This is a genomic window from Janibacter sp. HTCC2649, assembly GCF_000152705.1.
Taxonomy (GTDB): Bacteria; Actinomycetota; Actinomycetes; order Actinomycetales; family Dermatophilaceae; genus Knoellia.
Map to the genome: position 1 here is coordinate 3,126,392 of NZ_CH672413.1, position 23,241 is coordinate 3,149,632.

Consider the following 23,241-nt stretch of genomic DNA (forward strand, 5'->3'; position numbering starts at 1 on the left):
TTGTTTCTGCCATGACCACCCCCACTTCCGCGCCGGTCGAGCGTGCCCGCATCCCGCGCGAGATCTGGGTGCTCGTGGCCTCCGCGTTCGTCATTGCGCTCGGCTTCGGCCTCATCACGCCCGTCCTGCCGCAGTTCGCGCAGAGCTTCGGCGTGGGCGCGACGGCCAGTGCCGTCGTGGTCAGCGTCTTCGCGTTCTTCCGGTTGGTCTTCGCTCCCGCCGGTGGCGCCCTCATCGTCCGCCTCGGCGAGCGCCCGATCTATCTCGCAGGCCTCCTCATCGTTGCCGCCTCGACCGCAGCGACGGCTTTCGCGCACTCCTACTGGCAGCTCGTCGTCTTCCGCGGTCTCGGCGGCATCGGCTCGGTGATGTTCACCGTCTCGGCCACGGCGCTCATGGTGCGTCTCGCTCCGCCGTCGATCCGTGGTCGGGTGTCCTCGGCCTACGGTTCTGCGTTCCTCATCGGCGGCATCGGTGGTCCCGCAGTCGGTGGCGCCCTCGGTGGTCTTGGCTTGCGTGTGCCCTTCCTTGCGTATGCCGCCGCGCTCGTTCTCGCTGCGGCTCTCGTCGCGATCTTCATCAACGGGCACGCCCTGCGTCCTGCCCCCGACGCACCCGTGCTCCCGGTCATGACCGCGCGAGAAGGGCTGCAGGACACCGCCTATCGCGCTGGCCTGGTCTCCGGCTTCGCCAACGGGTGGGCCAACTTCGGGGTGCGCAACGCGATCATCCCGCTCTTCGTCGCGGCCAACATCGGCAAGGAGCCGTGGCTCGCCGGTGCCGTCCTCGCGATCTATGCCGGAGGCAACGCCATCGGCATGAATGTCGCCGGACGCCTCAGCGACACCGTCGGTCGGCGGCCCTTCATCATCGGGGGCCTGGCAGTGGCCGGGGTCGCGACCATCGCCACCGGCTTCGCGACGACCTTCCCGGTGCTCGTCGCCCTGTCGATCGTCGCCGGGGTCGGCTCCGGCGCGCTCAACCCGTCGCAGCAGGCCAGCATGGCGGACATCATCGGACGCGACCGCAACGGTGGGCCCGCGCTTGCGGCCTTCCAGATGTCCGCCGACGCGGGCGCGATCATCGGGCCGATCATCGCCGGCGCCCTCGTCGACTCCGGTAGTTTCGCCCTGGCCTTCGGCGTCACCGGACTGCTGAGCCTGCTCGCGACGATCCCGTGGTCGCGAGCCCGCGAGACCCTGCCGCGTGAGGCCGCTCTGTCTCGTTGAGTGTCGGATCGGACGTCATCTTGTCCGATGTCCCGTCGTTTTTGTCGTGTCTGCTCCCCGCCTTGTGTTCCTGCGGGGTAGCCAGTGGGCTGGACCAATCCGCTGTCCCACGACCAAGGAACTCTGCAATGACGCAGCTACCTCGCACCCTCGCCAGACTCACGGCCGCCAGCGCCGTGATCGGCGCCCTCATCGTCGGGGGTGGGTCCGCGCCGGCATCGGCAAAGCCCCAGCCCGTCCCTGACCCCACCACCCTCGTCAACACGTCCATCGGAAACAACGGCGACGGCACGACGTTCCCGGGAGCCACCGTGCCCTTCGGCATGGTGCAGAACAGCCCGGACACCCAGCTCAAGAAGTACGCGTCCTACGACTACGCCCAGAACTCGTTGCTCGGCTTCAGCCAGATCCACCTGTCGGGCGTGGGCTGCCAGACGACGGGTCTCGTGCGGCTCATGCCGACGACGGGAGCGGTCTCGAGCTCGACCGCCACCAGCTATGCCTCGACGTTCAGCCACGCCAACGAGAAGGCCTCGCCCGGTCGATATGCCGTGAAGCTCGACAAGTACGACGTCGACGCCGAGCTCTCCGCCACCGAGCGCACCGGTCTGCACCGCTACACCTACCCGAAGTCCTCGGCCCAGAACAATGTCATGGTTGAGGTCGGCGAGGGCAACGGTCACTCGTTCGGGTCCTGGGTGAAGGTCGTCGGTGATGACACCATCGAGGGCTACGTCAAGGGCGGCAACTTCTGCTGGGAGACGCAGAGCGAGCGCTACGACATCTACTTCTCCGCGAAGTTCGACAAGAAGTTCACCTCCTTCGGCAGCTGGGCGCCCGACGCGCTCACCCCGACCGCGGACGTGCGCGACCGGAGCACGACGAGGGGCGACCGCCCCCTGGGTGCCTACGCCAGCTTCGGCGAGGGCGCGGGTGAGGTCGGCGTCAACGTCGGTATCTCCTACGTCTCCGCCGACGGTGCCCGCGCCAACCGCGAGACCGAGACAGGTGACGGCTCGACGACCGGTGCCGCGACGAAGCCCGCGAGCTTCGACACCCTGCGCGATCAGGCTCGCGACACCTGGCGCGGCGCCCTCAACCGGATGTCCGTGGCAGGCGGGACCGACGAGGACCAGCGCACCTACTACAGCGCGCTCTACCGCTCCCTCCTCCACCCGTCGGTCGGCTCCGACGTCGACGGGCAGTACCGCGGCCTCGACAAGTTGGTCCACCACGGCGACCGGCCGTACTACCAGATGTTCTCCCTGTGGGACACGTACCGATCCCAGAACCAGCTCGTGTCCCTGCTCTACCCGGAGCGGGCCGCCGACATGACCGCCTCCATCCTGCGCATCTACGAGCAGGGCGGCTGGGTGCCACGGTGGTCGCTCGGCAACGGCGAGACCAACGTGATGTCCGGTGACCCCGTGACCGCCTGGGTCGTCACGAACTGGTCCCGCGGCATACTCGACAAGGAGACGTCCCGGGGACTGTTCGACGCATTGTGGAAGAACGTCAACGAGCTTCCGAAGGACCAGTCCACGATCCGTGGACGTGACGGCAACCCGAGCTACGTGAAGAACGGCTGGATCGGCTACCGCGATGTTCCCGGCTTCCAGTTCGGCGACACCCGCCAGTCGGCCTCGGCCACGCTCGAGTACGCCTACTCCGACTGCCTGCTCGCGACGATGGCCGACGGGCTCGGTGAGAAGGCCAAGGCGGACACCCTGCGCGACCGGTGCGACAACTACGCCACCGCCTGGGACTCGCAGGGCACGTCCAAGGGCTTCACCGGCTTCCCGCGAGCCCGCGCCGAGGACGGCACCTGGATCGGCAGCGCCGACCCGGCCGACTCGACGGGGTTCCACGAGGGCACGGCGTGGCAGTACCAGTGGCTCGCCCAGCAGGACCCGCAGGGGCTCTTCACCCTCATGGGCGGTGCCGACAAGGCGGAGCAGCGTCTCGACACGTTCTTCGACTTCCCCAAGGTCCTCAGCGACACCGCGAACGTCGCCAAGGACTCGTGGGTCGTCGGGGCGTACGACTACCACAACAACTTCGCCTTCAACCCGAACAACGAGCCGGACCTCCACGCCCCGTGGATGTACGCGTGGACCGGCAGCCCGTGGAAGACGTCTGCCGTCCTTCGCGCTGCCCGACCCCTGTTCAGCAACGACGCCTACGGCATGCCCGGCAACGACGACCTCGGGACGATCTCGTCCTGGCTCGTCTTCGGGATGGCCGGCATCTTCGAGCCGCAGCCCGGCAGTGGCAACTGGCTGATCTCGGCGCCGATGTTCGACTCGGTGCACATCACGCCGGACTCCGGCGCGGCCAAGGAGCACACGACGACGATCGAGTCGCCGGGTGGAACCTCGGGCACGTTGCAGTACGTCGACACCGTGCGGGTCAAGGGTCACGGCAAGCCGATCAACCTCACCAAGAGCTTCCTGACCCACGACCAGCTCCTGGGTGCGGACTCGATCAGGATCGGCCTGTCGACCTCACCGACGGCGTGGGGCACCGGAGCCGCAGCGCAGCCGGCCAGCCTGGCCGGCAAGTAGCCATCAGCCAGCAGGAATCGTCCAATAGGGCACGAACGGCTCGCGCCATTCGTGCCCTATTGGACGATTGAGGTCCGAGGTCAGCGCACGAGCACGGTGGCGCCCTTGGGCATGAAGTCGCGCGCCCAGATCATGTTCATCGCGGCGTTGCTCACGCGAGCGCAGCCGTGCGAGGCCGGGTAGGCCGGGATCGACGGCGAGCCGTGCACGGCATACCCGCCGTGGAAGTAGCGCGGCCGCCACATGGTCCCGAGGAAACCTTCGTCGGAGCCGTCGACCGTGTAGTAGACCTTGAACGTCCCCTTGGGCGTCCGCGCGGTGGCGGTGTTGCCCTTCTTGGTCTCGTACTTGTAGCCACCACCGGTGCTGGTGTTGAGGATGTACGTGACCTCGCCGCCCCGCACGATCATGAGGATCTGCCGGCTGAGGTTGATGTCGATCCCGTCGCCCGACAGCTGCGTGCTCGGGCGGACGCCATTGGCCAGGGCCTTCTGGGTCGCCGAGCCGACGTTGCCGTCGCGGGACAGGCCGGCGCTCTTCTGCAGAGCCCACACCGCCTGTCGCGTGAGCGATCCGTAGTGCCCGTCGGGCTCCCCGAGCCAGTAGCCCAGGTTGCTCAGTCGCTGCTGGAGCGCGAGCACCTTGGGTCCTCGATCACCCATCCGGATGTCATCACGCGGCGCGGGCTTGGGCTGGGCAGGCTTGGCCGGCGTCGTCTTCGTAGGTGCCGGCGTGGTCTTCGTCGGCTTCGGCGTCGATGTCGGCGTGGGTGTGGGCTTGGCCGCGGCCGGTGGCGTGCTGACCGGTGCCGTGGCCGCAGTGGTCGGCACGCTCGTGGGCGTTTCCGCCGGGAGGGCCGTGGAGGTCTTGGGCGTGGCCGGGCTCGGGGCGGTCGTCGGTCGTGTCCCCGCTGACACCGACAACCCCTCCTGGTCGCCGGGCTGCCCGCAGGCACTCAACCCCAACACCAACGTTGCGGCCGCCCCCGCGGCCGCCACGTTCGTCATTCTCGAACGGATGCTCCCTGACATGTCGTTCCCCTCTGTCGTGTCGACGTGCCCTTGACGATCATGACGCGCTGGGAGCCCTCGAGGTTGCGTGTGTTGCCGTTTCGTGACCGGCGAGTCGGAACTCCGAGTCTCGGGGTGGCCCCGGAGTTGGCCCTGAGCGCAGCCCTGAGGGCACCCCGAAAACCCTGTTCACCACCTGATTCAGCCGCGACGGTGAGGACATGCGCACCGCTCTCAAGCTCTTTGCCGCCGTCGTGACCACGGTGGTCCTCTTCCTTGGCGGGTTCGCGGCCTACATCGCCTGGTCGTTCTCGAAGGCGAGCATCGACACCATCGGCAAGGTGGACTTCGACCGCCCGCTCGTGATCCCACCGCTGGCGCCGTCCAGCGTCGACACCCAGGGCGTGCGCACCTTCAACCTCTCGATGCAGGCGGGCGAGACCGACCTCGGCCGCGGCGGCCCCACCCGCACGTGGGGCTTCAACGGGGCTTTCCTCGGCCCCACGCTCCGCGCAACCAGGGGCGAGCAGGTCAGGGTCAACGTCACCAACCGAGTCGGCGAGACGTCAACGGTGCACTGGCACGGCATGCACCTCCCGGCGGCCATGGACGGCGGACCCCACCAGCCGATCGCACCCGGCGCCACCTGGTCACCGCACTGGCAGGTGGACCAGCCGGCCGCGACCCTCTGGTACCACCCTCACCCGCACGGCGAGACCGCCAAGCACGTCTATCGCGGGCTGGCCGGCCTGTTCATCATCGACGAAGCCAACGAGGTCGCGCTCCCGAAGACCTACGGCGTCGATGACTTCCCGGTCCTGGTGCAGGACAAGGCATTTGACGGCAACCAGCTCGATGACACCCACGGGCTCTTCCAGTCCGCAGGCATCCTCGGCGACACCGTCCTCGTCAACGGCACGCCCGGCCCGTTCCTCGACGTGACGACCCAGCGTGTGCGTCTGCGCGTGGTCAACGGCTCGAACGCCCGCGTCTATCGCTTCCACTTCGACGACAAGCGGGCGTATGCCGTCGTCGCGAGTGACGGTGGTCTCCTCCCGAATCCTGTGGAGACGAACGAGTTGCTCCTCTCACCGGGGGAGCGCGCCGAGATCGTCGTGGCCGTGCGCCCGGGTGAGCGGACGGTTCTGCAGAGCACCCCGCCCTTCGCCGACAGCAACCGCTTCACCGGGGACACCGACCGGCTCGACATCCTCGAGCTGCGCGGTGCCGCTGCCCTGCGCCCGAGCCCGGCCATTCCCGCGGTCCTGGCTCCCGCCCCCGATCTTGCCGACGACCCGGTCGCGGCCACCCGCCAGATCACCCTCAACGGCAGCAGCACGAACTTCGGCAAGATGGACATGGGCCGGGTCGACATCGTCGCTCGCCTCGACACGACCGAGGTCTGGGCCGTCACCAACTCCGACGGCCAGGTCCACAACTTCCACATCCACGACGTCCAGTTCCAGGTGATCCGGTATGCCGGGGCCTCACCTCCGCCGGTCCTCGCCGGATGGAAGGACACCGTCCTCATCCGCCCGGGCGAGAGCGTGGAGCTGCGGATGCGCTTCACCGACTTCGCCGACGCCGACAGCCCCTACATGTTCCACTGCCACTTGTTGCGGCACGAGGACCAGGGCCTGATGGGCCAGTTCGTCGTCGCCCGCCAGGGTGAGGCCGTCGGCGGGCTCCACGTCGACCACCCGGACGACGCAGCGACGCAGGTGACGACCGGGCACGCCCACTGATCACACGCGGCATACGGTTCAGTCGTGGATCACGTGACTGACCTGGACCTGCCCGGTGGGGGACACACCGCGATCGTCGGCGTCGACGGTGGAGGCCCGGGTGACCCGGTCGTCATCCTGCTGCCGGCCCTCGGCGTGGCTGCCGGCTACTACGGACCGTTCGCCGCGGCCCTCGCCGCCGAGGGTGTCGCCGTCCTCTCGGCCGACTTCCCGGGGCAGGGTGTCAGCCGTCCACTCGCGAGCCGCAAGAACGACTTCGGGTATGCCGCAGTGTCCGACGACGTTGTCGCCGCCACTGTCGCTGTGGCCCAGGAGCGTCATGCCGGAAGGCCGCTCGCGTTCCTCGGCCACTCGTTCGGTGGTCAGGTCGCACTGGTGCATCTCGCCACGCACGCCTCACCGGTGAGTGCTCTGGTGCTCATCGGGTCGGGCTCGCCCTACTGGCGCGGCTTCCCGAATCGGCTCAAGCTCCTCGTGCAGACGCAGACGCTGGGTGCCATCGCGAGCGTCCGTGGGCACTGGCCCGGTGACCGGGTCGGCTTCGGCGGTCGCCAGCCGCGCAAGCTGATGCGCGAGTGGGCGCGGTTCGCCCGGCGCGGCGATCTCGCCGTGGAGCGCGGTGAAGTGGTGGGTGAGCCGGACTTCTCCGGCGTGGGGCTGCCGGTTCTCGCGATCACTCTGGACAACGACGCGCTGGCTCCGCAGGGGTCGGTCGACAACCTGGCCGGCAAGCTCACGGGTGCGCGGGTCGAGCACCGTTTCGTGACCCGGGCGGCGGGCGAGGACGGCCCGGCCTTCGACCACTTCACCTGGGTGCGCCACCCGGGCAGCTTCGCCGCCGAGGTCGCCGTCTGGTTGCGCGACGCCGTCAGCCGCTGATCCGCGGAACGCCCAGGATCGCGGCCACTGCGCCACCAGTCGGGGCCCCTGTGACGAGTCGGGCCCTGTGCGACCCCCGACTGGTCACACAACCCCCGACTGGTCGGCGCGCCCCCTCAGTGGTCGCGGCCCTCCTCGATGTGGAGGGTGACTCGCTTGAGCAGGGCGCTGAGGGTCTCGCGCTCCTTGGCGCTGAGGACGCCCAGGATCTCGTCCTCCTCGTTGCCGCGAAGCGTCATGGTGGCTCGCCAGATCTCGATGCCGGCAGGAGTGGCTTCGACGCCGAGGCGGCGACGGTCGGCCGGGTCGGTCGTGCGGGTGATCCAGCCGGCCTTCTCCATGCTCTCGAGGCGGCCCGACATGCCTGCGGGCGAGACGTGGAGGTCGGTGGCGAGCGCCGTGGGCGAGGCGATCCCGGGGGTGTCCCGGATCATCAGGGAGTGCAGGGTGTCGTACTCGAAGTCCTGCAGGCCGGCCTCGGTGGCCGCGACCTTCTTGTGCTCACGCAGGTGCCGCATGATCAGGCCGATGCGGGTCGTGATCGCCTCGACGGTGTCGTCGTAGGGGGCGGACTCGAGGACCCAGTGGCCGCGCCACCGTGCAACGTGTCGATCCGCGCTGTCCTCGCCTGCCGCCATGGATCCACTCTAGCAATTCGTTGACGAATAGTTCGCTAGCGAAGTAGTTTGGAGCCATGACGCAGATCGGGACACGACCCTCGACGGTCCGCGACGTCCTTCGCCACCGGCCTTATCGGTTCCTGGTCGCGGGCACGGGCGTCACCTCGTTGGGCAACGCCATCACGCCGGTGGCTCTGGCCTTCGCTGTCCTCGAGCTCGGCGGCACGGCCACGGAGCTGGGGGTCGTCGTCGCGGTGTTCGCGGCTGCCGAGGTCATCACCATCATGTTCGGCGGCGTGCTCGGGGACAGGGTGTCGCGACGGCTGATGATGCAGGGATCGGCCGCAGCCACCGCGGTCACCCAGACCGTGATGGCGGTGAGTCTCATCGCTGGCTGGGCCACGATCCCGATGATCGCCGCCATCGGGATGCTCAATGGATGCCTCGGCGCCCTGAGCGGCCCTTCGTCCCAGGCGATGACCCGGCAGACCGTCCCGGCGCCCGACCTCGCCGACGCGGTCACGGTGCGCCGGCTGACCTCGCAGGCGGCGCAGGTCCTGGGGTTTGCCTCCGCCGGAATGATCGTCGCCGCGTTCGGCTCGGGGTGGGCCATTGCCGTGGACGCCCTCACCTTCGCGTTGGCAGCGGTCTTCTTCAGCCTCATCGACGTGCCCGGGGCGGCCGTTGCGGCTGCGGGCTCGAAGGCTCGCCGGACCCTGCTCGGTGACCTCCGCGAGGGAGCGGCCGAGGTTTTCCGGCACACCTGGTTGTGGCTCCTGATCAGCCAGGCGCTGCTCTATCACCTGTTCTATGGCGGGGTTCAGGGCGTGCTCGGCCCCATCGTCGCCAAGGACACCTGGACCGAGTCGGCCTGGGGTTGGGCCCTGTCCGCCCTCATGGGCGGCTTCATCCTCGGCGGGTTGACCTCGCTGCGGTGGCGGCCCCGCCGGGGGTTGCTCATCGGCACCCTCATGCTGTCGCTGACCGCGGCCTTCCCGATCGCCATGGCCCTCTCGGACAGCATCGTCGTCCTCCTCGCCGGAGCGGCTCTCCACGGCTTCGGGCTCGAGATCTTCAGCGTCAACTGGGACCTGTCCATCCAGCAGAACGTCTCCGAGGACAAGCTCGCCCGGGTCTACGCGTTCGACATGGTGGGCTCGTTCGTGGCCCGGCCGCTGGGGCTCGTGGTTGCCGGACCGATCAGCGCTCTCGTCGGCATGACCCCGTGGCTCATCGTGGTGGGTTGCATCATGGGCGGGACCGCGTTGCTCTCGACCTTGCTCCCGTCGGTGCGTGGCCTCGAGCGCCACGTCACCCCAGGCTGAGCGCCAGGAGCGCGGCCGACACGGCCGCGGCCGCGCACAGAAGGCTGCGGACGGCATACGGCCACGCATCGATCGTGAGCCCAGCGCGACGGCACCGGTCACGCCAGAGCAAGGTCGCCAGGGAACCCCAGACGGTCACGATGGAGCCGGCATTGACACCGATGAGGAGCGCCATGAGCCGGGCCGGTGAGTCATCGGCGACGGGTTCGAGCGCGAGGTAGGCCGGCAGGTTGTTGACGACGTTGGCGCTCACCGCACCCACGGCGCCCACCCGCCACAGGCTTCCGTCGCCGCCACTGCTGCCCACGAGTGATGACAGGGCGGGCTCCAGGCCGTGGCGCATCGCGATGTCGACCACGACGAAGAGGGCGCAGACGGCGAGCACCATGAGCCACGGCACCTGGATGGATCGAACCTTCGGGCGCCAGCGCCACGCGAGGGTCGCGACGAGGGCGACAGCGGCAATGACGGCGGGGATGGCGGGCGTGACTCCGCTGACGAAGGCCGGCCCGAGGGCCACGCAGACCCCGCCGGAGACCCAGAGCAGGACTCGGTCGTGCGGGTCGGCCGGTGACTCGACCGTGTAGCGCGTGAGCAGGTCGCGCCGGTGGAGGAAGAAGAGGACAACGACCGTGGCGAGGATTGCGGCGATCGCGGGCTTCCAGGCGAGGGCGATGTATTCGTGCGTGCCCGCGCCGAGCTGCGAAAACTTGTGCAGGGCAATGAGGTTGGACAGGTTCGACACGGGAAGCAGCAAGGACGCGGTGTTGGCCAGCCAGACCGTCGTCAACGCGAACGGCATCGCCGCGATCCCCAGCTGACGAGCCATGGCGATGACCACCGGTGTGAGAAGCACGGCCGTCGTGTCGATGCTCAGGACGATCGTGCACGCCACAGCGAGGGCGACGACGAGGATCCAGAGCAGCCAGGTGCGATGGCGCCCGGCGTGCGCGGTCCAGTGCGCCGCGACATCGAAGACCCCGGCAATCTCGGCCACCTCGGCCACGACCGTCATCGCCACGAGGAAGACCATGACCGGGCCGATGCGGGCGGCGAGGTCGAGCAGCTCCTGGCTGTTCACGTGGCGACCTCTGCGAGATCGACGATGTGCTCGGCGATGGGGAAGGCCGAGGTCGCGGCGGGGGAGGGCGCGTTGCACACGTGGGTGGTCCGGTCCGTTCTGCGAATGAGGAAGTCGTGGACGAGGGTGCCGTCGCGCAGAACGGCCTGAGCGCGTATGCCGGCCGGCTCGGGGAGGAGGTCGTCGACCGTCAGCTCAGGGCAGTAGCGGCGGACGAGATCGAGGTAGCCCTGCGAACGCAGGGAGTCGCGCTGCTCGGCGAGGCCGGTGCGCCAGTGGGTGCGGGCGACCTGCCACATCCCGGGGAAGCGGGCGAGGCTCGCGACGTCGCGCAGGCTGATCGAGCCCTTGCGGTAGCCCTCGCGGCTGAAGCCGAGGACGGCATTGGGGCCAACGGTGATGCCGCCGTCGATGGTGCGGGTGAGGTGCACCCCGAGGAAGGGCATCTCCGGATCGGGCACGGGATAGATGAGCGCGTCGATCAGGTCGTGACGAGTGTCGGGCAGTCGGTAGTACTCGCCACGGAACGGCACGATCTGGAAGGCGTTGGCGCCCTGGTTGAGCCCGGACATCGCCGCGAGCCGATCGGCCTGCAACCCTGCGCAGACGATGACCTTGCGGGCGGATTCGACTGTCTCCCAACCGTTCTCAGCGAGGGTGAGGGTGACCGAGGCGGCGGACTCGGCGATCGCAGTGACCGCGGTGGAGGTGCGGACCACGCCACCGGCGGCCGAGATGTCCGAGGCGAGCGCACGGCATACAGCGGGGTAGTCCGTGATTCCAGTTGCCGCCACGTGGAGGGCGGCCAAGCCGGTGATGTGCGGCTCGCGTTCCCGCAGGGCGTCGGCGGTGAGGGGAGTGACCGTCAGGCCATTGGTGCGGGCTCGTTCGGTGAGTTCGTCGAGCCACTGGACCTCTGCGGGGTTCGTCGCCACGACGAGCTTCCCGGTGTCGGAGAACGGGATTCGCTTCTCGGTGCAGTAGTCGCGAGTCCTCGCGGCGCCCTCGCGACAGAAGCGGGCCTTGAGGCTGCCGGGCGCGTAGTAGACGCCAGCGTGGATCACGCCGCTGTTGTGGCCACTCTGGTGCTGGGCGACCTCGACCTCCTTCTCGACAAGGAGGACGTCCGTGCCCGGTCGCCGGTGCAGGATTTCGCGTGCCGTCGCGAGACCGACGATCCCGCCTCCGACGACCACGACATCATGCATGTGCTCATCCAAGCCCATGACCCTGAGTCAGGAGGTGGTGACCTCGAAGTGGGCCCGGCCGTCGATGACGTCCTGGACCGCGGCGACAAAACGGGGGCAGGCCGTGATGTCGTGGGCGCGGCAACGAAGGGCGTGTTCGGTCATCTCCCGGGAGCGTTCGAGCGCGAGCATGCGCTCCTCGAGGTCGCGAAGGTGTCCCTCGAGCACCTCGTGCCGGTCCTTCGCCTCGGCGTCGAGGAGTACCCGGATCTGCTCGAGCGTCATGCCCGCGAGCTTGTTGCGCTGGATGATCGCGATCCGCACGAGGTCGTCCTGCCCGTAGCGGCGATAGCCGGAGGTGTCGCGTCGCGGCTCGAGCAGGCCGATCGACTCCCAGTGGCGCAGGACGTGGGTTGGCAGGTCGAAGCGGCTGGCGAGGTCGCTGATGGTCCAGTTCTCGTCCGGCGCACGCTTCATGTGCACCTCAACGTTTGGGCGCGCGTCCTTGTGCCCTGCCAGTGTCGGGACTGCACGGCACACTGGATCCATGGCCCGATGGGTGCTTCACGTCGACCTCGACCAGTTCATCGCGGCGGTCGAGATCCTGCGCCGCCCGGAGCTGGCCGGGTTGCCCGTCGTCGTCGGCGGCCGTGGCGACCCGACCGAGCGTGCGGTCGTCTCGACGGCGTCCTACGAGGCGCGCGCCTTCGGCGTCCATTCGGGTATGCCGCTCAAGCTCGCCGTCCGCAAGATCCCCGACGCCGTGTTCCTCCCGGTCGACGGGCCCGCCTATGACGCCGCCTCGGCCGTCGTCATGGAGACGCTGCGTGCGCACGACGGCGCGGTCGTCCAGGTGCTCGGTTGGGACGAGGCATTCGTCGGCATCTCGACGCCGGGTGACGACGTGGCTGAGGCCGTGGCCCACGCGGACGCCATCCGCGCCGAGGTGCTCGAGGCCTCGGAGCTCCACTGCTCCGTCGGGGTGGGTGACACCACCGTGCGCGCCAAGATCGCGACGGACTTCGGCAAACCTCAGGGCACGTTCGTCCTGACCCGCGACAACTGGTTCGAGGTGATGGGGGAGCGGCCCACGACCGCGCTCTGGGGCGTCGGCAACCGCATCGCTGCCCGCCTCGCGGAGCACGGCTATGAGTCGGTGCAGCAGCTCGCCGATGCCGATGACGAGGTGCTCACCGCCGAGTTCGGGCCACGCATGGGGCCGCACTACGGTCGGCTGGGGCGGGGGCTCGGGGCGACCGTCATCGACGACACGCCCTGGATCGCTCGGGCCCATGGGCGGGAGACGACCTACCAGTCCAACCTCGTCGAGCCGGACGACATCGAGGCGGCGATCGGGACGCTGGCAGATCAGGTCGTCGAGGACATTCGGCGCGAGGAGCGGGCCTGCGCACGGGTCCACCTCAAGGTCAGGTTCGCGCCGTTCTTCACGACGACGCGGATCCGCAAGCTGCCCGAGCCGACCTACGACCCTGCGGTCATCGCGGCCACGGCGATGGAACTCCTGCACGGGCTGGACGACGCCCGGCCGATCCGACTGCTCGGTGTGAGAGCCGAGATGGTCCCGCCCGAAGGTGGCTACGTACAGCCCCGCACCACCGGAAGAGGTGGCCCCGCCGCCGCCGACCCGGGCGATCCCGCGTGACCCCACCTATCTGGGGCGGCGTGGCGTTCGAGGTGGCGTTCGGCTGCCCGGGCGGCGGGGTGGGAGAGCGCCGCTGCCGTCACGGCGATGACCGCGATGACAGCCCACCCAGCCGGCCCCCACGTCAGCGCCAGGAACGTGTAGAGCGCCGGAAAGATGATCGGCTCGATCTGGTACCCCAGACCCCACACGCCCTGGTAGTCACCGAGGCGACGCGGATCGGACAGCTCCGAGGTGAAGCCCCAGTCGGCCGCCGACTGCCACAGCTCGGCTCCGGTGATGGTGATGTGGCCGATCCAGATGAGCACGATCGAGACCCAGCCGATCGTCTCGTGGGTCACGCTGATGACGGCACAGGACAGGACGAAAGCCAGACCCGACAACCGCACCGCGCGCAATGACCCGTTGACGGTCTCCGCGCCACGTGAGGCCCGCACCTGCAGGAGCACGGCCAGCACGGTGTTGGTGCCGAACAGCCACGCGAGCAGGGCCCGAGGAGCGTCGGTCTGCTCGACGAGCCACAGCGGCACGACGACGTTGAGCAACACTTGGTTGGACTGGAGCACGCCGTTGCAAAGTGCCAAGCCGACGAACCCAACGTTCTTGAGCGCGGCCGGCGAGACGTGCCCCTCTGCTCCCGAAGTCACGTGCGCCGTGCGCTGGATCGCGGGCAGGAACGAGACCATGACCGCGTTGACGACGAGCAGCCCGGCTGTGATGAGCGGGACGGCGATGATCGCCTCGCGGGTCCCGATGCCGAGCGCCACCCCAGCGGTCCCGGCCCCGAGTGTGTAGCCGACGTTGCGGGCCGCGCGCTGATACGCCATGGCTCGCACGCGGGTCTCGCGCGGGAAGACCTCGATGCGATAGACGTTGCGCGCCGAGCGACCTGCGTTCTCCACGCAGGCAAGCACCGCCAACAGCACGACGAACGCGACGAACCCACTCGCGAGCGGCCACGCGAGATAGAGCAACGCCTCGACAGCGGCGCTCGCCACCCAGAGCTTCTTGGCTCCGACGACGTCCGTCAGTCGCCCGAGGGGCATCGACAGGGCCAGCGTCACGGCCGCGGCAATCGACATCCCGAGCCCCACCTGCGCACCCGTGAGCCCCACGATCTGGGTGAAGAACACCGCGGTACCTGTGAGGAACGACCCCGTCGCGAACGCCGACAGCATGCTCTGCAACGCCAGGTCGCGCTCGAGTTTCGTCGGCGGAACGATCGACCGCCACCATCTGCTCAGCACAGGTACCCCTCCCAAAGTGTCTTGACGTCAAGATACATGTGGACCACTTCAGCCGCATCTCAATGTTCAGCGCTTGCCTTCAGGTCAACCTGAAGGTTCAGCATCGGACCATGACGACTTCACCAGAGCACACCGACATCGCGATCATCGGCGGCGGCCCCGCAGGTCTCCAGGCCGCCCTCACTGCCGGCCGGGTCCGCCGGCAGGTCACCCTCTTCGACGACGGCACCTACCGCAACGCCACGGTGAGCCACATGCACAACGTGCTCACCCACGACGGCACGCCACCCGCAGACTTCCGCGCGGCAGCGCGAGCCGAGCTCACGGCATACGACACGGTTTCGGTTCGTGAAGAACGCGTCGAGACGATCGAGCGCGACGGCGACGCCTTCCGGCTCACCCTCAAGAGCGGTTCCGTCCTTTCGGCGTATGCCGTCGTGCTCGCCACCGGGGTCCGCGACGAGCTGCCGCTCATCCCGGGTCTGCAGGACGTGTGGGGAGACCTCGCGGCACAGTGCCCGTTCTGCCACGCGTTCGAGTTCGCGGGCAAGCGGATCGGCATCATCGGTGCGGCTGGGGCCGGCCACTACACCGCCCTGATGGGCCCGATCGCGGGCGAGTTCGTCGTCTTCGCCGAGGGCCAGGAACTGCCCGAGGGTGCGACCACCGACGCGCCGATCATCGAGGCGAGGATGACGGGCATCGATCGCGTCGGTGACGGTTTGCGCGTCGCTCTCGACGACGGCTCGACGGAGGACGTGGCGGTGCTGTTCGTCGTCCCGACCCTGCACCAATCAGCCCCCTTTGCAACGCAACTGGGTCTCGAGCTCAACCCGTCGGGCGCTGTCCGCATTGACGAGTTCGGCCGCACGAATGTGCCCGGGGTGACGGCGGGTGGCGACCTCGCCCACCTCGCCGCATTCCCGATGCCGATGGCCTCCGTCGTCATGGCCACCGCCGCCGGGCAGATGGCCGGCCACTCCGCCATCGCCGGCCTGCTTGCCCGAAGCTGAGTCGTGGGGCCCCGCGGGGTGGGCTGGGCGCAGACTGGTGTCATGGCTGAGGTCCAACGCTTCGAGGTCGGTGGGGTGAGCCTGGCCGTGCGCGTGTGGACGTGCAGCCACCCGGTGCAGCGCGGCGTCGTCCTGCTGCCCGGCACCGGCCTGACAGCGGGGGACTGGGACGTCGTCGCGCAAGACCTCTCGCAGGACCGAAACGTGTATGCCGTGGACCTGCGCGGCCACGGGGAGAGCGACTGGCCGGGCACCTACTCGATCGAGCTCATGGCCTCCGACGTCGAGGGCCTGTTGTCCCAGCTGGGTGAGGAGCTTGACCTCCTCGGCCACTCGCTCGGCGGACTGGTGGCCTGCCGGGTTGCGGCTCGCGGCAACGGGATTCGCAACGTCGTGCTCGAGGACGTCGGACTCATCCGCCCACGCCGGCCCTTGATGCCCTCTCGCCCGCGAACGGAGCTGCCCTTCGACTGGTCGATGGTCGAACAGGTGCGACCCGAGATCGACGCCCCGACGCCGGACTGGGCCGACGTGTTGCGTCGGATCGCCGTGCCCGTCCTGGCCATCGGCGGCGGGCCGAGGAGCTTCGTCCCGCAGGAGTGGGTGGCGGACCTGGTGCGCACGGTCCCGTCGGGCAGCCTCACCACCATCGACACCGGCCACGAGATCCATGCGACCAGGCCAACGGAGTTCCTCGCCGCTGTCCGCAGATTCCTCGACGTCTCCGGGTCTCAGGCACCCTGACTCGATATGCTCCGCTCGTCAGGTTGGGTCCGGTGGGGGCGACGGCGCGAGGGGTGTTCATGAACGACGAGATGCGGGTCAGGGACATCCCTGCCGTTCTGGTGTCGGCGGCGCGGATCCTGCGCACCTACTGGGCGCCCTTCATCGTCATCGCCTGTCTCGGGCTCGCCGTGCGCAGCGGTGCGCTGTGGGTCGCGATCGTCGTCAGTGACCACAACGCCTTCATCGCCCAGCTCATCCTCATCATCGCGCCGCTCGGGTTCCTCCTGGCGATGATCGCGATGCTCTACATGACGCGTGGGTCATTGCCCAACGTCGCTGCGCTGTCTCATCGTGAGGCCCGCCAGGCGAGCACGGAGAAGCGCGAGATGCGCCTCGTTGACGTGGCAGTCTCGGTGCTGGTGCCGTTCCTCGCCGTCTACGTGTCGTACGGGCTGCTGCAGGAGGACCTCTACCGCTTCACCAACGAGGCCGCCTACGCCGAGTTCAACCAGTTCAGCATCGACAACCCGCCCGACTATGACTTCGCCGGCCGACTGGCGCTCTATGACTGGCAGATCGTCCTGGCCATCGTCGTCATCGCCTGGGTGCTGCGCTTCGCCCTGGGCAAGATCGAGAGCGTGACCCGCTTCCTGTGGCTCGCCTTCCTCGGAGCACTCGTCGAGGTCTACTACACCTCGCAGGTGGCACAGAAGGTCGCCGACTTCCGCGAGACCGGGATGTCGTGGGTCGAAAGCCGGCGGGCCTCGGACGTGGTGCTCGATCGCTACGACCAAGTCGTCTCATCACTCGGCCCGCTGGCCAATCCCGTCGATACCGTCACGACCTGGCTCTTCGGACTGTTGGGAGCGATCGACGCGGTCGTCGTCGTTCCCCTTGCCTGGCTCACCGTGGGCGCTGTCGTGCTGGGGCACAAGCTCTCACCACCGGAGTCGCCGCAGAAGGCCCCGAACCCTCGCTGGGAGCGGATCCCCGCCCCGGTCCGTCGCTATGGTGGCGGGCTCGTGGGTGACGTCCGAGAGCGTTGGTCGGCGTTCTGGAACGGCCTGCGGATGATGGCCACAGCTGGCCTGCTGCCGATGCTGACCTTCTGTCTCGCCTTCCTCATCGTCATCCGCATCCCGTGGCTCGTGGGTCAGCTCCTGCGGCTGGCCATCGGCCCGATCGAGACCAAGACCTGGCTGGCCTTCTCGCCGATGGAAAAAGCCGTGGGCCTGGCCATCACGATGGTGCTCGCTGCAGCCTTGCTCGCGGCCGCCATCGACTGGCTGCTCGGCCCGAAGCTCGCAGCCGACCCTGCGGGCGACCCGTCGCCGGCGGATCGACGCGAGGTCAGCGCGGAAGTCGGAGCGTGACGTAGTCCGGATACTCGAACGAGATCCGCATCTCGACGAACCTGGCATCCTCGGGGACGGCAACGGCGGGGGATGCCGACCACTCTCGTGGTCGGGGCTCCTCACCCTTGTCCACCACGCCGCGACGTTGTGTGGACACGATGGGGAGCGAGGGTCCCGGGGTCTCCTCGGGGACGCACACGGTCGTGGTCGGCCCGATGTCGTCAAAGATGGTTCCCACGCGGTACTCGCGACCCTGGTCGTCGATCAGTGTGAGGGCGCAGTTCTTGAGCGGCTGGGTCGGGTCCGCCGAGAAGTCGAGGTTGACGGTGCGTGCCACCATCCCGTCCTTGAGCGTGAAGTCGTCACCGAACTTCTGCGTGTATGCCGTGTCCGCACCTCCCAGGCCCACCAGCCTGACCGAGTACGCGCGGGTGGTGTCACCGTGGGCGTCGGTGTAGTTCTCGGAGACCTGCACCCAGGTGTTGGCATCGCCACTGGCGATCTCGTGGTGCAGGCCGGACTGGTACCAGAACACCGGTGCCCGGTAGCCGTTGGCTGCGAGCATCGCCACGATGGCGACCGGGACAGCTGCCATCCACCATCGGCTGGGTCGGCGAGGGCTCGGCGGTGGCGTGCTGCTCGGCTCGGTCGCGTCGATCGTGGGCGTCGTCATCGGCGGGCCTCCTGCGGCGTGAGCGGCCCGCTCTGCTTGACGTTGACGGCAGCGGTCAGCGCCCACAGACCGTCCACCTCGGATGCGGCGATGCCGAGGTCGATGTCGGCGAGGTCGTCACGGCGGAACTCCGACTCGTGCGACGTCCAGGGTCCGCGGGTCGCGATGAGCCGCGCACCCTCGAGCCCGTGCTTGGGGATGTCGAAGCAGAAGCTCGCGTAGGCGCGCACCCCGGCCGACAGGTTGACGCTCTGCTCGCACTCCTGGGCGCGGGTGGACGGGATCCAGCGATGGTCCTTGGCATCGATGAGGAAGAAGCCGGCCATCGTCACCGGTGCGCGCCCGGCGAGCAACTCGGTGTCGACGACGAGCCAGCGCCCGCCAGCCGCGGAGGCGGTCGGTGATCCCATGATGGTCGGGGTGACGTGGACGTCAGTGACAGTGACGTCGGCGTAGTCCAGGGCTACCCGCTCATCGACCGCAGCGTGGTGCACGAAGGGCTTGTCGGCGCTCTCTTCGAGCGGCACGTGGTCGGTGATGAGGCGCCCCAGACCCATGGCAGCGATGACGAAGGCCCCCATGGCGATGGTGCGCCTCATGGCCGCCTCACGATGGGAAGGGTGCTCTCGCGATCGACCTCGCCCAGCCCGACCCAGGCGTTGGGATCGAGGGTCTGCTTGTCCTCCACACGGAACTCCGTGCGCTCCGTGGCGATGACGGCGGTCTCGTTCTCCCAGCGACCGGTCGTGGTGAACGTGATGGCCACCTGGTAGGTGATGCCCGGGTTGAACGACATGAGTTTGGTGGCGTCGTCGATGGAGTAGAGGTCAGGCCGGCCCGTGGTCTTGACGTCACCACCGCCCCTGGCGCGGATGTGACTGGTCAGGGCGCCGGCATACTCCGGACGATCGCCAGTCAGAGTGACCTCGGCGTCGAGGACGAGGAGGCGCTGAGGTGCTGAGGGCGTGATCGCCGGTGCGAGGTCGGGGATCTCCACGATCTTGTCGATGACGACCTTGTAGGGCCCGACCATGATCGGCTGGTCGAGCGCCAGGGGTTCGGGGGCCGGCTCGGCCACTGCCGCCAGGCCACCGAAGGGCGCGCTGGCGAGCAGTGCTGCGGCGACCCCGCCTCCGACCTTCTGCGTCGTCGGGCGTCCCTTGACGAACGCGCCCGCTCGCCCCAGAACCCCGCGCCGCGCGCTGGTGACTTCCCCCATGGGCGCGATTCTAGGGACTGTTGGGGCCAGTTGGGGCCACACCGGGCGAGGCGCTGGAGTCAGGCATCGCTGTGCTCGCCGATCATTCGCTGCAGGAGGTCGCGCAGGGTCGTGCGGTCGGCCCGGGAGAGCGCGGCCAAGGGTTCACGGGCGAAGTCGAGCGAGTCCCGCAGCTGCTCCGCCGTCCGGGTGCCGTCCGCGGTGGCCGCGGCGACCTTGACCCGGCGGTCGCTCGGGTCCGGCCGGCGCTCGACGAGGCCGCGAGCCTCGAGTCGGTCGACGATGCCGGTGACGTTGGACGGTTCGCAGCGCAGGGCCCGGGCGATCTGGCGCATGGGGAGCGGGTCGAGTGCGATGAGGGCGAGCACGCGCGCCTGGGCTCCGGTGAGCGAGTGCGTGGCTGCGGCCCGGTCGTACTCCTCGTGGTAGCGGGCCACGACGGACCCGATGAGGTCGACGACCTCATGGGTCAGTGGGTCGCGGGAGGCACGGGGCATGGGTCCACGATAGCCAGATATTTGACAACATGAAACATCACGGAGGATGGTGTTTCACGTACTGAAGTATTTGCCGCACGTCTGAGGAGACCTTGCCCATGTCTGCCGCCCTGCCCACGACCAGCCGTGAATGGCACCTCGTCGCCCGCCCCCACGGGTGGCCAACGGCGCAGGACTTCGCCCTGCGTGAGGCACCGGTGACCGCACCCGCGGACGGCCGGGTGCTCGTGCGCAACCTGCACTTCTCGGTCGACCCCTACATGCGCGGCCGGATGAACGACGTGAAGTCCTACGCCCCGCCGTTCCAGCTGGACCAGCCCATGGAGGGTGGTGCAGTCGGTGAGGTCATCGCTTCCGCAGCCGAGGGCATCGAGGTGGGCGACCACGTCCTGCACGGCCTCGGTTGGCGCGAGTACGCCGACGTCGCCGGCTCGGCCGTCGTCAAGGTCGACCCTGCTGTCGCGCCGCTGTCCGCCTACCTGGGCGTTCTGGGGATGACGGGACTCACGGCATACGCGGGTCTGCTCGACGTTGCGTCCTTCCAGCCCGGCGACGCAGTCTTCGTCTCGGGTGCTGCCGGTGCCGTCGGCAGCCAGGTGGGCCAGATCGCCCGGCTCAAGGGCGCCTCGCGGGTCATCGGCTCGGCCGGCTCCGACGAGAAGGTCGCTCTGCTCGTCGACGAGTACGGCTTCGACGCCGCGTTCAACTACAAGAACGGTCCGGTGGCCGAGCAGCTGCGCGAGGCCGCACCCGACGGCATCGACGTCTACTTCGACAATGTCGGCGGCGAGCACCTCGAGGCGGCCATCGGCTCACTCAAGGTCCACGGCCGCGCGGCCATCTGCGGGATGATTGCGCAGTACAACGCGACCGAACCGACTCCCGGCCCGCGCAACCTCGCCCTCGTCATCGGCAAGCGGCTGCGTCTGCAGGGCATGCTCGTCGGCGACCACTCGGCCCTCCAGCCGCAGTTCGTGCAGGAGGTTGGCGGGTGGCTGGCCTCGGGAGAGCTCAAGTACGCCGAGACCGCGATCGAGGGCATGGAGAACGGTGTCGAGGCGTTCCTCGGACTGCTCCGCGGTGAGAACACCGGCAAGATGATCGTCTCCCTCGGCTGATCCCGGCTCGTCTGGACGTCGATCGACTTGGCGCGGACGCCGATCGCGAGCCGCAATCCCTCCGGTGGCCGAAGTCCTTGCGCCGCCAGAATGGACCGTACGGTCCAGTGCGGCTCTAGACTGCCCACGTGATTGACAACGCGCCTCGCCCCAGCCCGCAGACCTCGCGAGGTCGGGCCACCCGAGCGCGCATCGTCGAGGAGGCAGCTGCGCTGATGTACGAACGCGGGATCGCGGCGACCTCGATGGAGGACGTGATGCGAGCGACGGCGACGAGCAAGTCGCAGCTCTATCACTACTTCGCCGACAAGTCGGCGCTGGTCTGCGCGGTCATCGAGCACCAACGCAACGCTGTGCTGGCTGGTCAGCAGCCCTTCCTTGACGACCTGGCCGATCTCGACGGTCTGCGTGCCTGGCGTGACCTGCTGGTCACGGGAAATCGTGAAGCCGCGACCTTCGGTGGTTGTCCGGTGGGGAGCCTCGCCGCCGAAGCGGCCACGGAGGTCCTCGCGCGCGAGACAACAGCTGCGGCGTATGCCGCGTGGCAGGGCCGGTTGGCGGCCGGACTGACGCGGATGCGTGATTCGGGTGAACTCAGTGAAGATGCCGACGTCGATGCGCTCGCGCTCGGCCTCCTGACCGCAGTTCAGGGCGGGCTACTGGTGTCCCAGATACTCCGCAGCGTCGCCCCGCTGGAGGTGGCGCTCGACCAAGCAATCGCCACGGTTCACGCCGCACAAAGGGGTTCGTGAAGGCCCTCATGACTCGCAAGCCAGAACGGACGCCCGACGCGGGTCGCAGTGTCCTTCGCGAACCGGGTCGGGCGTCCGAACCGTGTGCTGTCGGGATCAGTGGGCGGCGATGCCCACTGCACCCGCCGGAAGGCCACCGATGGTCGAGAGCGCGCTCAGGGAGCCATCGCCCCGAACCGCGTAGCCGCCGACGGTGCCGTTGCCGAGCCGTGCGTAGAGGAAGCCACTGCCGTCGCTGAGGGCGATGTCGCTGACCCCGGCGGCAGCCGTGCCGGTCCGACCGTCCGCGTCGAGGCGCGAGAGCGAGTCGTGTCGGCCGAGGCGGTAGCCGCTGATCGACTGTGACCCGCCTCCGTTGCCGGTGTAGGCATAGCGGCCGTTGTCGGTCACCGCCACCCAGCAGGCGGCGGCCTGGTTGTTGCCGACCGAGGCGCTGATCGCGGTGAGCTCTCCGGCCTGCACGTCGTAGGTCGTGGCGGCGCTCGGGCCGGCTTCGGACACTGCGAGGGAGCCCGCAGGGGTGAAGGCGAATCCGAACGGGGTGGACCCGGATGACGGCGTGGTCGTCGTGGCGAAGGCGCTGCCGTCGCCGCGGAGCTGGAAGACATCGATGAGGCTGGTTGCCTTCTCGGTGACGACAGCCGAGTCGCCGTCGGGGCTGATCGACACCTGGGCGGCGCCGACTCCGTCAGCGCTCAGCGGTCGTGTCGAGCCCGCGATCCGGGTGAGCCGACCACCGAGGACGCGGAAGGCGGTGACGTTGTTGCCGGCTCCAGCGTTGAGCGCGTAGAGCAGGTCGCCGCGCACGCTGACGCTGACGGGCAGGTCGCCGCCTGACGGAACGGTCGAGATCAAGTGCAGGCCCTTGCGGTCGACCCGGAACGACGAGATGGTGTCGGACCCGGCGTTGACGGCGTAGACGTGCTGTCCCGTGTCGTCCACGACCAGCGCGTTCTGGGATCCCAGCCCTGCGCCGGTCCCATTGCCGCCGGTGGCGTAGGAGCCGGACGGGGTGAGGGTGCCGTTCGAGGCTCGGCGGTAGGCGATGACGGCGTTGCCGGCGACCTGGTTGCTCAGCACGTAGACGGCGGCGCCGCTGGGGGCCGATGAAGAGGGGAGTGCATTGGCGACCGCGGGGGTCGCTGCGAGGAGGGCGACGGCGGAGCCGAGGGCCATCCGGGTGAGGGTGGGGACGAGCTTGTGCATCTGGGTCTCCTTGGTGGGGCCGGCGACTCGCGGTCAGCCGAGAGTGGATGTGACTCGCGGTCCGAGATACCCAAACAAGAAGTGGACCGTTCGGTCCAGTGTTGCCCTGGGTGGGCCATTGCAACAGGCTCG

Annotated in this window: 23 protein-coding genes; 12 read left to right on the top strand and 11 right to left on the bottom strand. The window is 68.8% G+C overall.

All coding sequences use genetic code 11. The features are described 5' to 3' along the window. The first annotated feature begins 11 nt into the window (after positions 1-11). Positions 12-1,229, top strand: a complete 1,218-nt coding sequence (locus tag JNB_RS14895; protein WP_009777333.1) for an MFS transporter — start codon at positions 12-14, stop codon at positions 1,227-1,229. A 128-nt stretch (positions 1,230-1,357) separates the two neighbouring features. After that, positions 1,358-3,793: a GH92 family glycosyl hydrolase gene (locus JNB_RS14900; RefSeq protein ID WP_009777334.1), complete on the top strand. Its 2,436-nt coding sequence runs from the start codon at positions 1,358-1,360 to the stop codon at positions 3,791-3,793. Between the two features lie 80 nt (positions 3,794-3,873). On the opposite strand, the gene JNB_RS14905 is transcribed toward JNB_RS14900, so the two are convergent. After that, on the bottom strand, positions 3,874-4,455 hold the full coding sequence (locus JNB_RS14905) for a L,D-transpeptidase family protein (RefSeq protein WP_009777335.1): 582 nt from the start codon (positions 4,453-4,455) through the stop codon (positions 3,874-3,876). Positions 4,456-4,525: 70 nt separating this feature from the next. Here JNB_RS14905 and JNB_RS21575 point away from each other — a divergent pair, with 70 nt between their 5' ends. The 3 genes from JNB_RS21575 to JNB_RS14920 all read left to right on the top strand — a co-directional run bounded on the left by JNB_RS21575 (position 4,526) and on the right by JNB_RS14920 (position 7,427). Next, positions 4,526-4,858: a hypothetical protein gene (locus tag JNB_RS21575; protein ID WP_158306146.1), complete on the top strand. Its 333-nt coding sequence runs from the start codon at positions 4,526-4,528 to the stop codon at positions 4,856-4,858. 166 nt (positions 4,859-5,024) lie between these two features. Next, positions 5,025-6,548, top strand: a complete 1,524-nt coding sequence (locus tag JNB_RS14915; protein WP_009777337.1) for a multicopper oxidase family protein — start codon at positions 5,025-5,027, stop codon at positions 6,546-6,548. A gap of 24 nt (positions 6,549-6,572) precedes the next feature. Then, positions 6,573-7,427: an alpha/beta fold hydrolase gene (locus tag JNB_RS14920; RefSeq protein WP_009777338.1), complete on the top strand. Its 855-nt coding sequence runs from the start codon at positions 6,573-6,575 to the stop codon at positions 7,425-7,427. Positions 7,428-7,543: 116 nt separating this feature from the next. On the opposite strand, the gene JNB_RS14925 is transcribed toward JNB_RS14920, so the two are convergent. After that, on the bottom strand, positions 7,544-8,065 hold the full coding sequence (locus JNB_RS14925) for a MarR family winged helix-turn-helix transcriptional regulator (protein WP_009777339.1): 522 nt from the start codon (positions 8,063-8,065) through the stop codon (positions 7,544-7,546). Between the two features lie 56 nt (positions 8,066-8,121). On the opposite strand from JNB_RS14925, the gene JNB_RS14930 reads away from it, so the two are divergent. Continuing rightward, positions 8,122-9,372, top strand: coding sequence for an MFS transporter (locus JNB_RS14930; RefSeq protein ID WP_009777340.1), 1,251 nt, complete (start codon positions 8,122-8,124; stop codon positions 9,370-9,372). On the opposite strand, the gene JNB_RS14935 is transcribed toward JNB_RS14930, so the two are convergent. Genes JNB_RS14935 through JNB_RS14945 form a run of 3 tightly spaced genes read right to left on the bottom strand, consistent with a single transcriptional unit; the run spans position 9,359 to position 12,117 of the window. Beyond that, entirely contained in the window at positions 9,359-10,453 is a 1,095-nt protein-coding gene (locus JNB_RS14935) for an SLC13 family permease (RefSeq protein ID WP_009777341.1), read from the bottom strand. The genes JNB_RS14930 and JNB_RS14935 overlap by 14 nt on opposite strands. After that, entirely contained in the window at positions 10,450-11,661 is a 1,212-nt protein-coding gene (gene lhgO, locus JNB_RS14940) for an L-2-hydroxyglutarate oxidase (protein WP_040884972.1), read from the bottom strand. The genes JNB_RS14935 and lhgO overlap by 4 nt, the downstream gene beginning before the upstream one ends. Before the next feature lie 27 nt (positions 11,662-11,688). Then, positions 11,689-12,117, bottom strand: a complete 429-nt coding sequence (locus JNB_RS14945; protein ID WP_009777343.1) for a MerR family transcriptional regulator — start codon at positions 12,115-12,117, stop codon at positions 11,689-11,691. A 70-nt stretch (positions 12,118-12,187) separates the two neighbouring features. Between JNB_RS14945 and JNB_RS14950 the strand changes: the two genes are divergently transcribed. After that, positions 12,188-13,303: a DNA polymerase IV gene (locus JNB_RS14950; RefSeq protein ID WP_009777344.1), complete on the top strand. Its 1,116-nt coding sequence runs from the start codon at positions 12,188-12,190 to the stop codon at positions 13,301-13,303. On the opposite strand, the gene JNB_RS14955 is transcribed toward JNB_RS14950, so the two are convergent. Further along, entirely contained in the window at positions 13,237-14,550 is a 1,314-nt protein-coding gene (locus tag JNB_RS14955; RefSeq protein WP_009777345.1) for an MFS transporter, read from the bottom strand. The two genes, JNB_RS14950 and JNB_RS14955, sit on opposite strands and share 67 nt — an antisense overlap. Before the next feature lie 110 nt (positions 14,551-14,660). Between JNB_RS14955 and JNB_RS14960 the strand changes: the two genes are divergently transcribed. The 3 genes from JNB_RS14960 to JNB_RS14970 are packed head-to-tail and all read left to right on the top strand — an operon-like array spanning position 14,661 to position 17,662. Further along, the gene (locus JNB_RS14960; protein ID WP_040884976.1) at positions 14,661-15,563 is read left to right on the top strand and encodes an NAD(P)/FAD-dependent oxidoreductase; all 903 of its coding nucleotides are present in this window, start codon (positions 14,661-14,663) and stop codon (positions 15,561-15,563) included. 42 nt (positions 15,564-15,605) lie between these two features. Beyond that, positions 15,606-16,307, top strand: coding sequence for an alpha/beta fold hydrolase (locus tag JNB_RS14965; RefSeq protein WP_040883866.1), 702 nt, complete (start codon positions 15,606-15,608; stop codon positions 16,305-16,307). Positions 16,308-16,366: 59 nt separating this feature from the next. After that, complete coding sequence (locus JNB_RS14970) at positions 16,367-17,662, top strand: hypothetical protein (protein WP_148232451.1); 1,296 nt, start codon at positions 16,367-16,369, stop codon at positions 17,660-17,662. Here JNB_RS14970 and JNB_RS14975 read toward each other — a convergent pair. From JNB_RS14975 to JNB_RS14990, 4 genes are read right to left on the bottom strand one after another with little or no spacing between them, the layout of a single operon-like run. Beyond that, entirely contained in the window at positions 17,640-18,317 is a 678-nt protein-coding gene (locus JNB_RS14975; RefSeq protein WP_009777349.1) for a hypothetical protein, read from the bottom strand. The two genes, JNB_RS14970 and JNB_RS14975, sit on opposite strands and share 23 nt — an antisense overlap. Beyond that, positions 18,314-18,916: a hypothetical protein gene (locus tag JNB_RS14980; RefSeq protein ID WP_009777350.1), complete on the bottom strand. Its 603-nt coding sequence runs from the start codon at positions 18,914-18,916 to the stop codon at positions 18,314-18,316. The genes JNB_RS14975 and JNB_RS14980 overlap by 4 nt, the downstream gene beginning before the upstream one ends. Beyond that, positions 18,913-19,536 carry a hypothetical protein gene (locus JNB_RS14985; RefSeq protein ID WP_009777351.1) on the bottom strand — a complete coding sequence of 208 codons (624 nt, stop codon included), beginning with the start codon at positions 19,534-19,536 and terminating at the stop codon, positions 18,913-18,915. Before JNB_RS14985 ends, JNB_RS14980 begins: the two co-directional genes overlap by 4 nt. Before the next feature lie 59 nt (positions 19,537-19,595). Beyond that, a complete protein-coding gene (locus tag JNB_RS14990; RefSeq protein WP_009777352.1) occupies positions 19,596-20,033 on the bottom strand; it encodes a MarR family winged helix-turn-helix transcriptional regulator in 438 nt (145 codons plus the stop codon). Positions 20,034-20,131: 98 nt separating this feature from the next. On the opposite strand from JNB_RS14990, the gene JNB_RS14995 reads away from it, so the two are divergent. Further along, a complete protein-coding gene (locus JNB_RS14995; RefSeq protein ID WP_009777353.1) occupies positions 20,132-21,151 on the top strand; it encodes an NADP-dependent oxidoreductase in 1,020 nt (339 codons plus the stop codon). A 128-nt stretch (positions 21,152-21,279) separates the two neighbouring features. Continuing rightward, positions 21,280-21,903, top strand: coding sequence for a TetR/AcrR family transcriptional regulator (locus JNB_RS15000; RefSeq protein WP_009777354.1), 624 nt, complete (start codon positions 21,280-21,282; stop codon positions 21,901-21,903). 96 nt (positions 21,904-21,999) lie between these two features. Here JNB_RS15000 and JNB_RS15005 read toward each other — a convergent pair whose 3' ends face one another. Continuing rightward, entirely contained in the window at positions 22,000-23,109 is a 1,110-nt protein-coding gene (locus JNB_RS15005; protein WP_009777355.1) for a beta-propeller fold lactonase family protein, read from the bottom strand. Positions 23,110-23,241 lie beyond the last annotated feature (132 nt).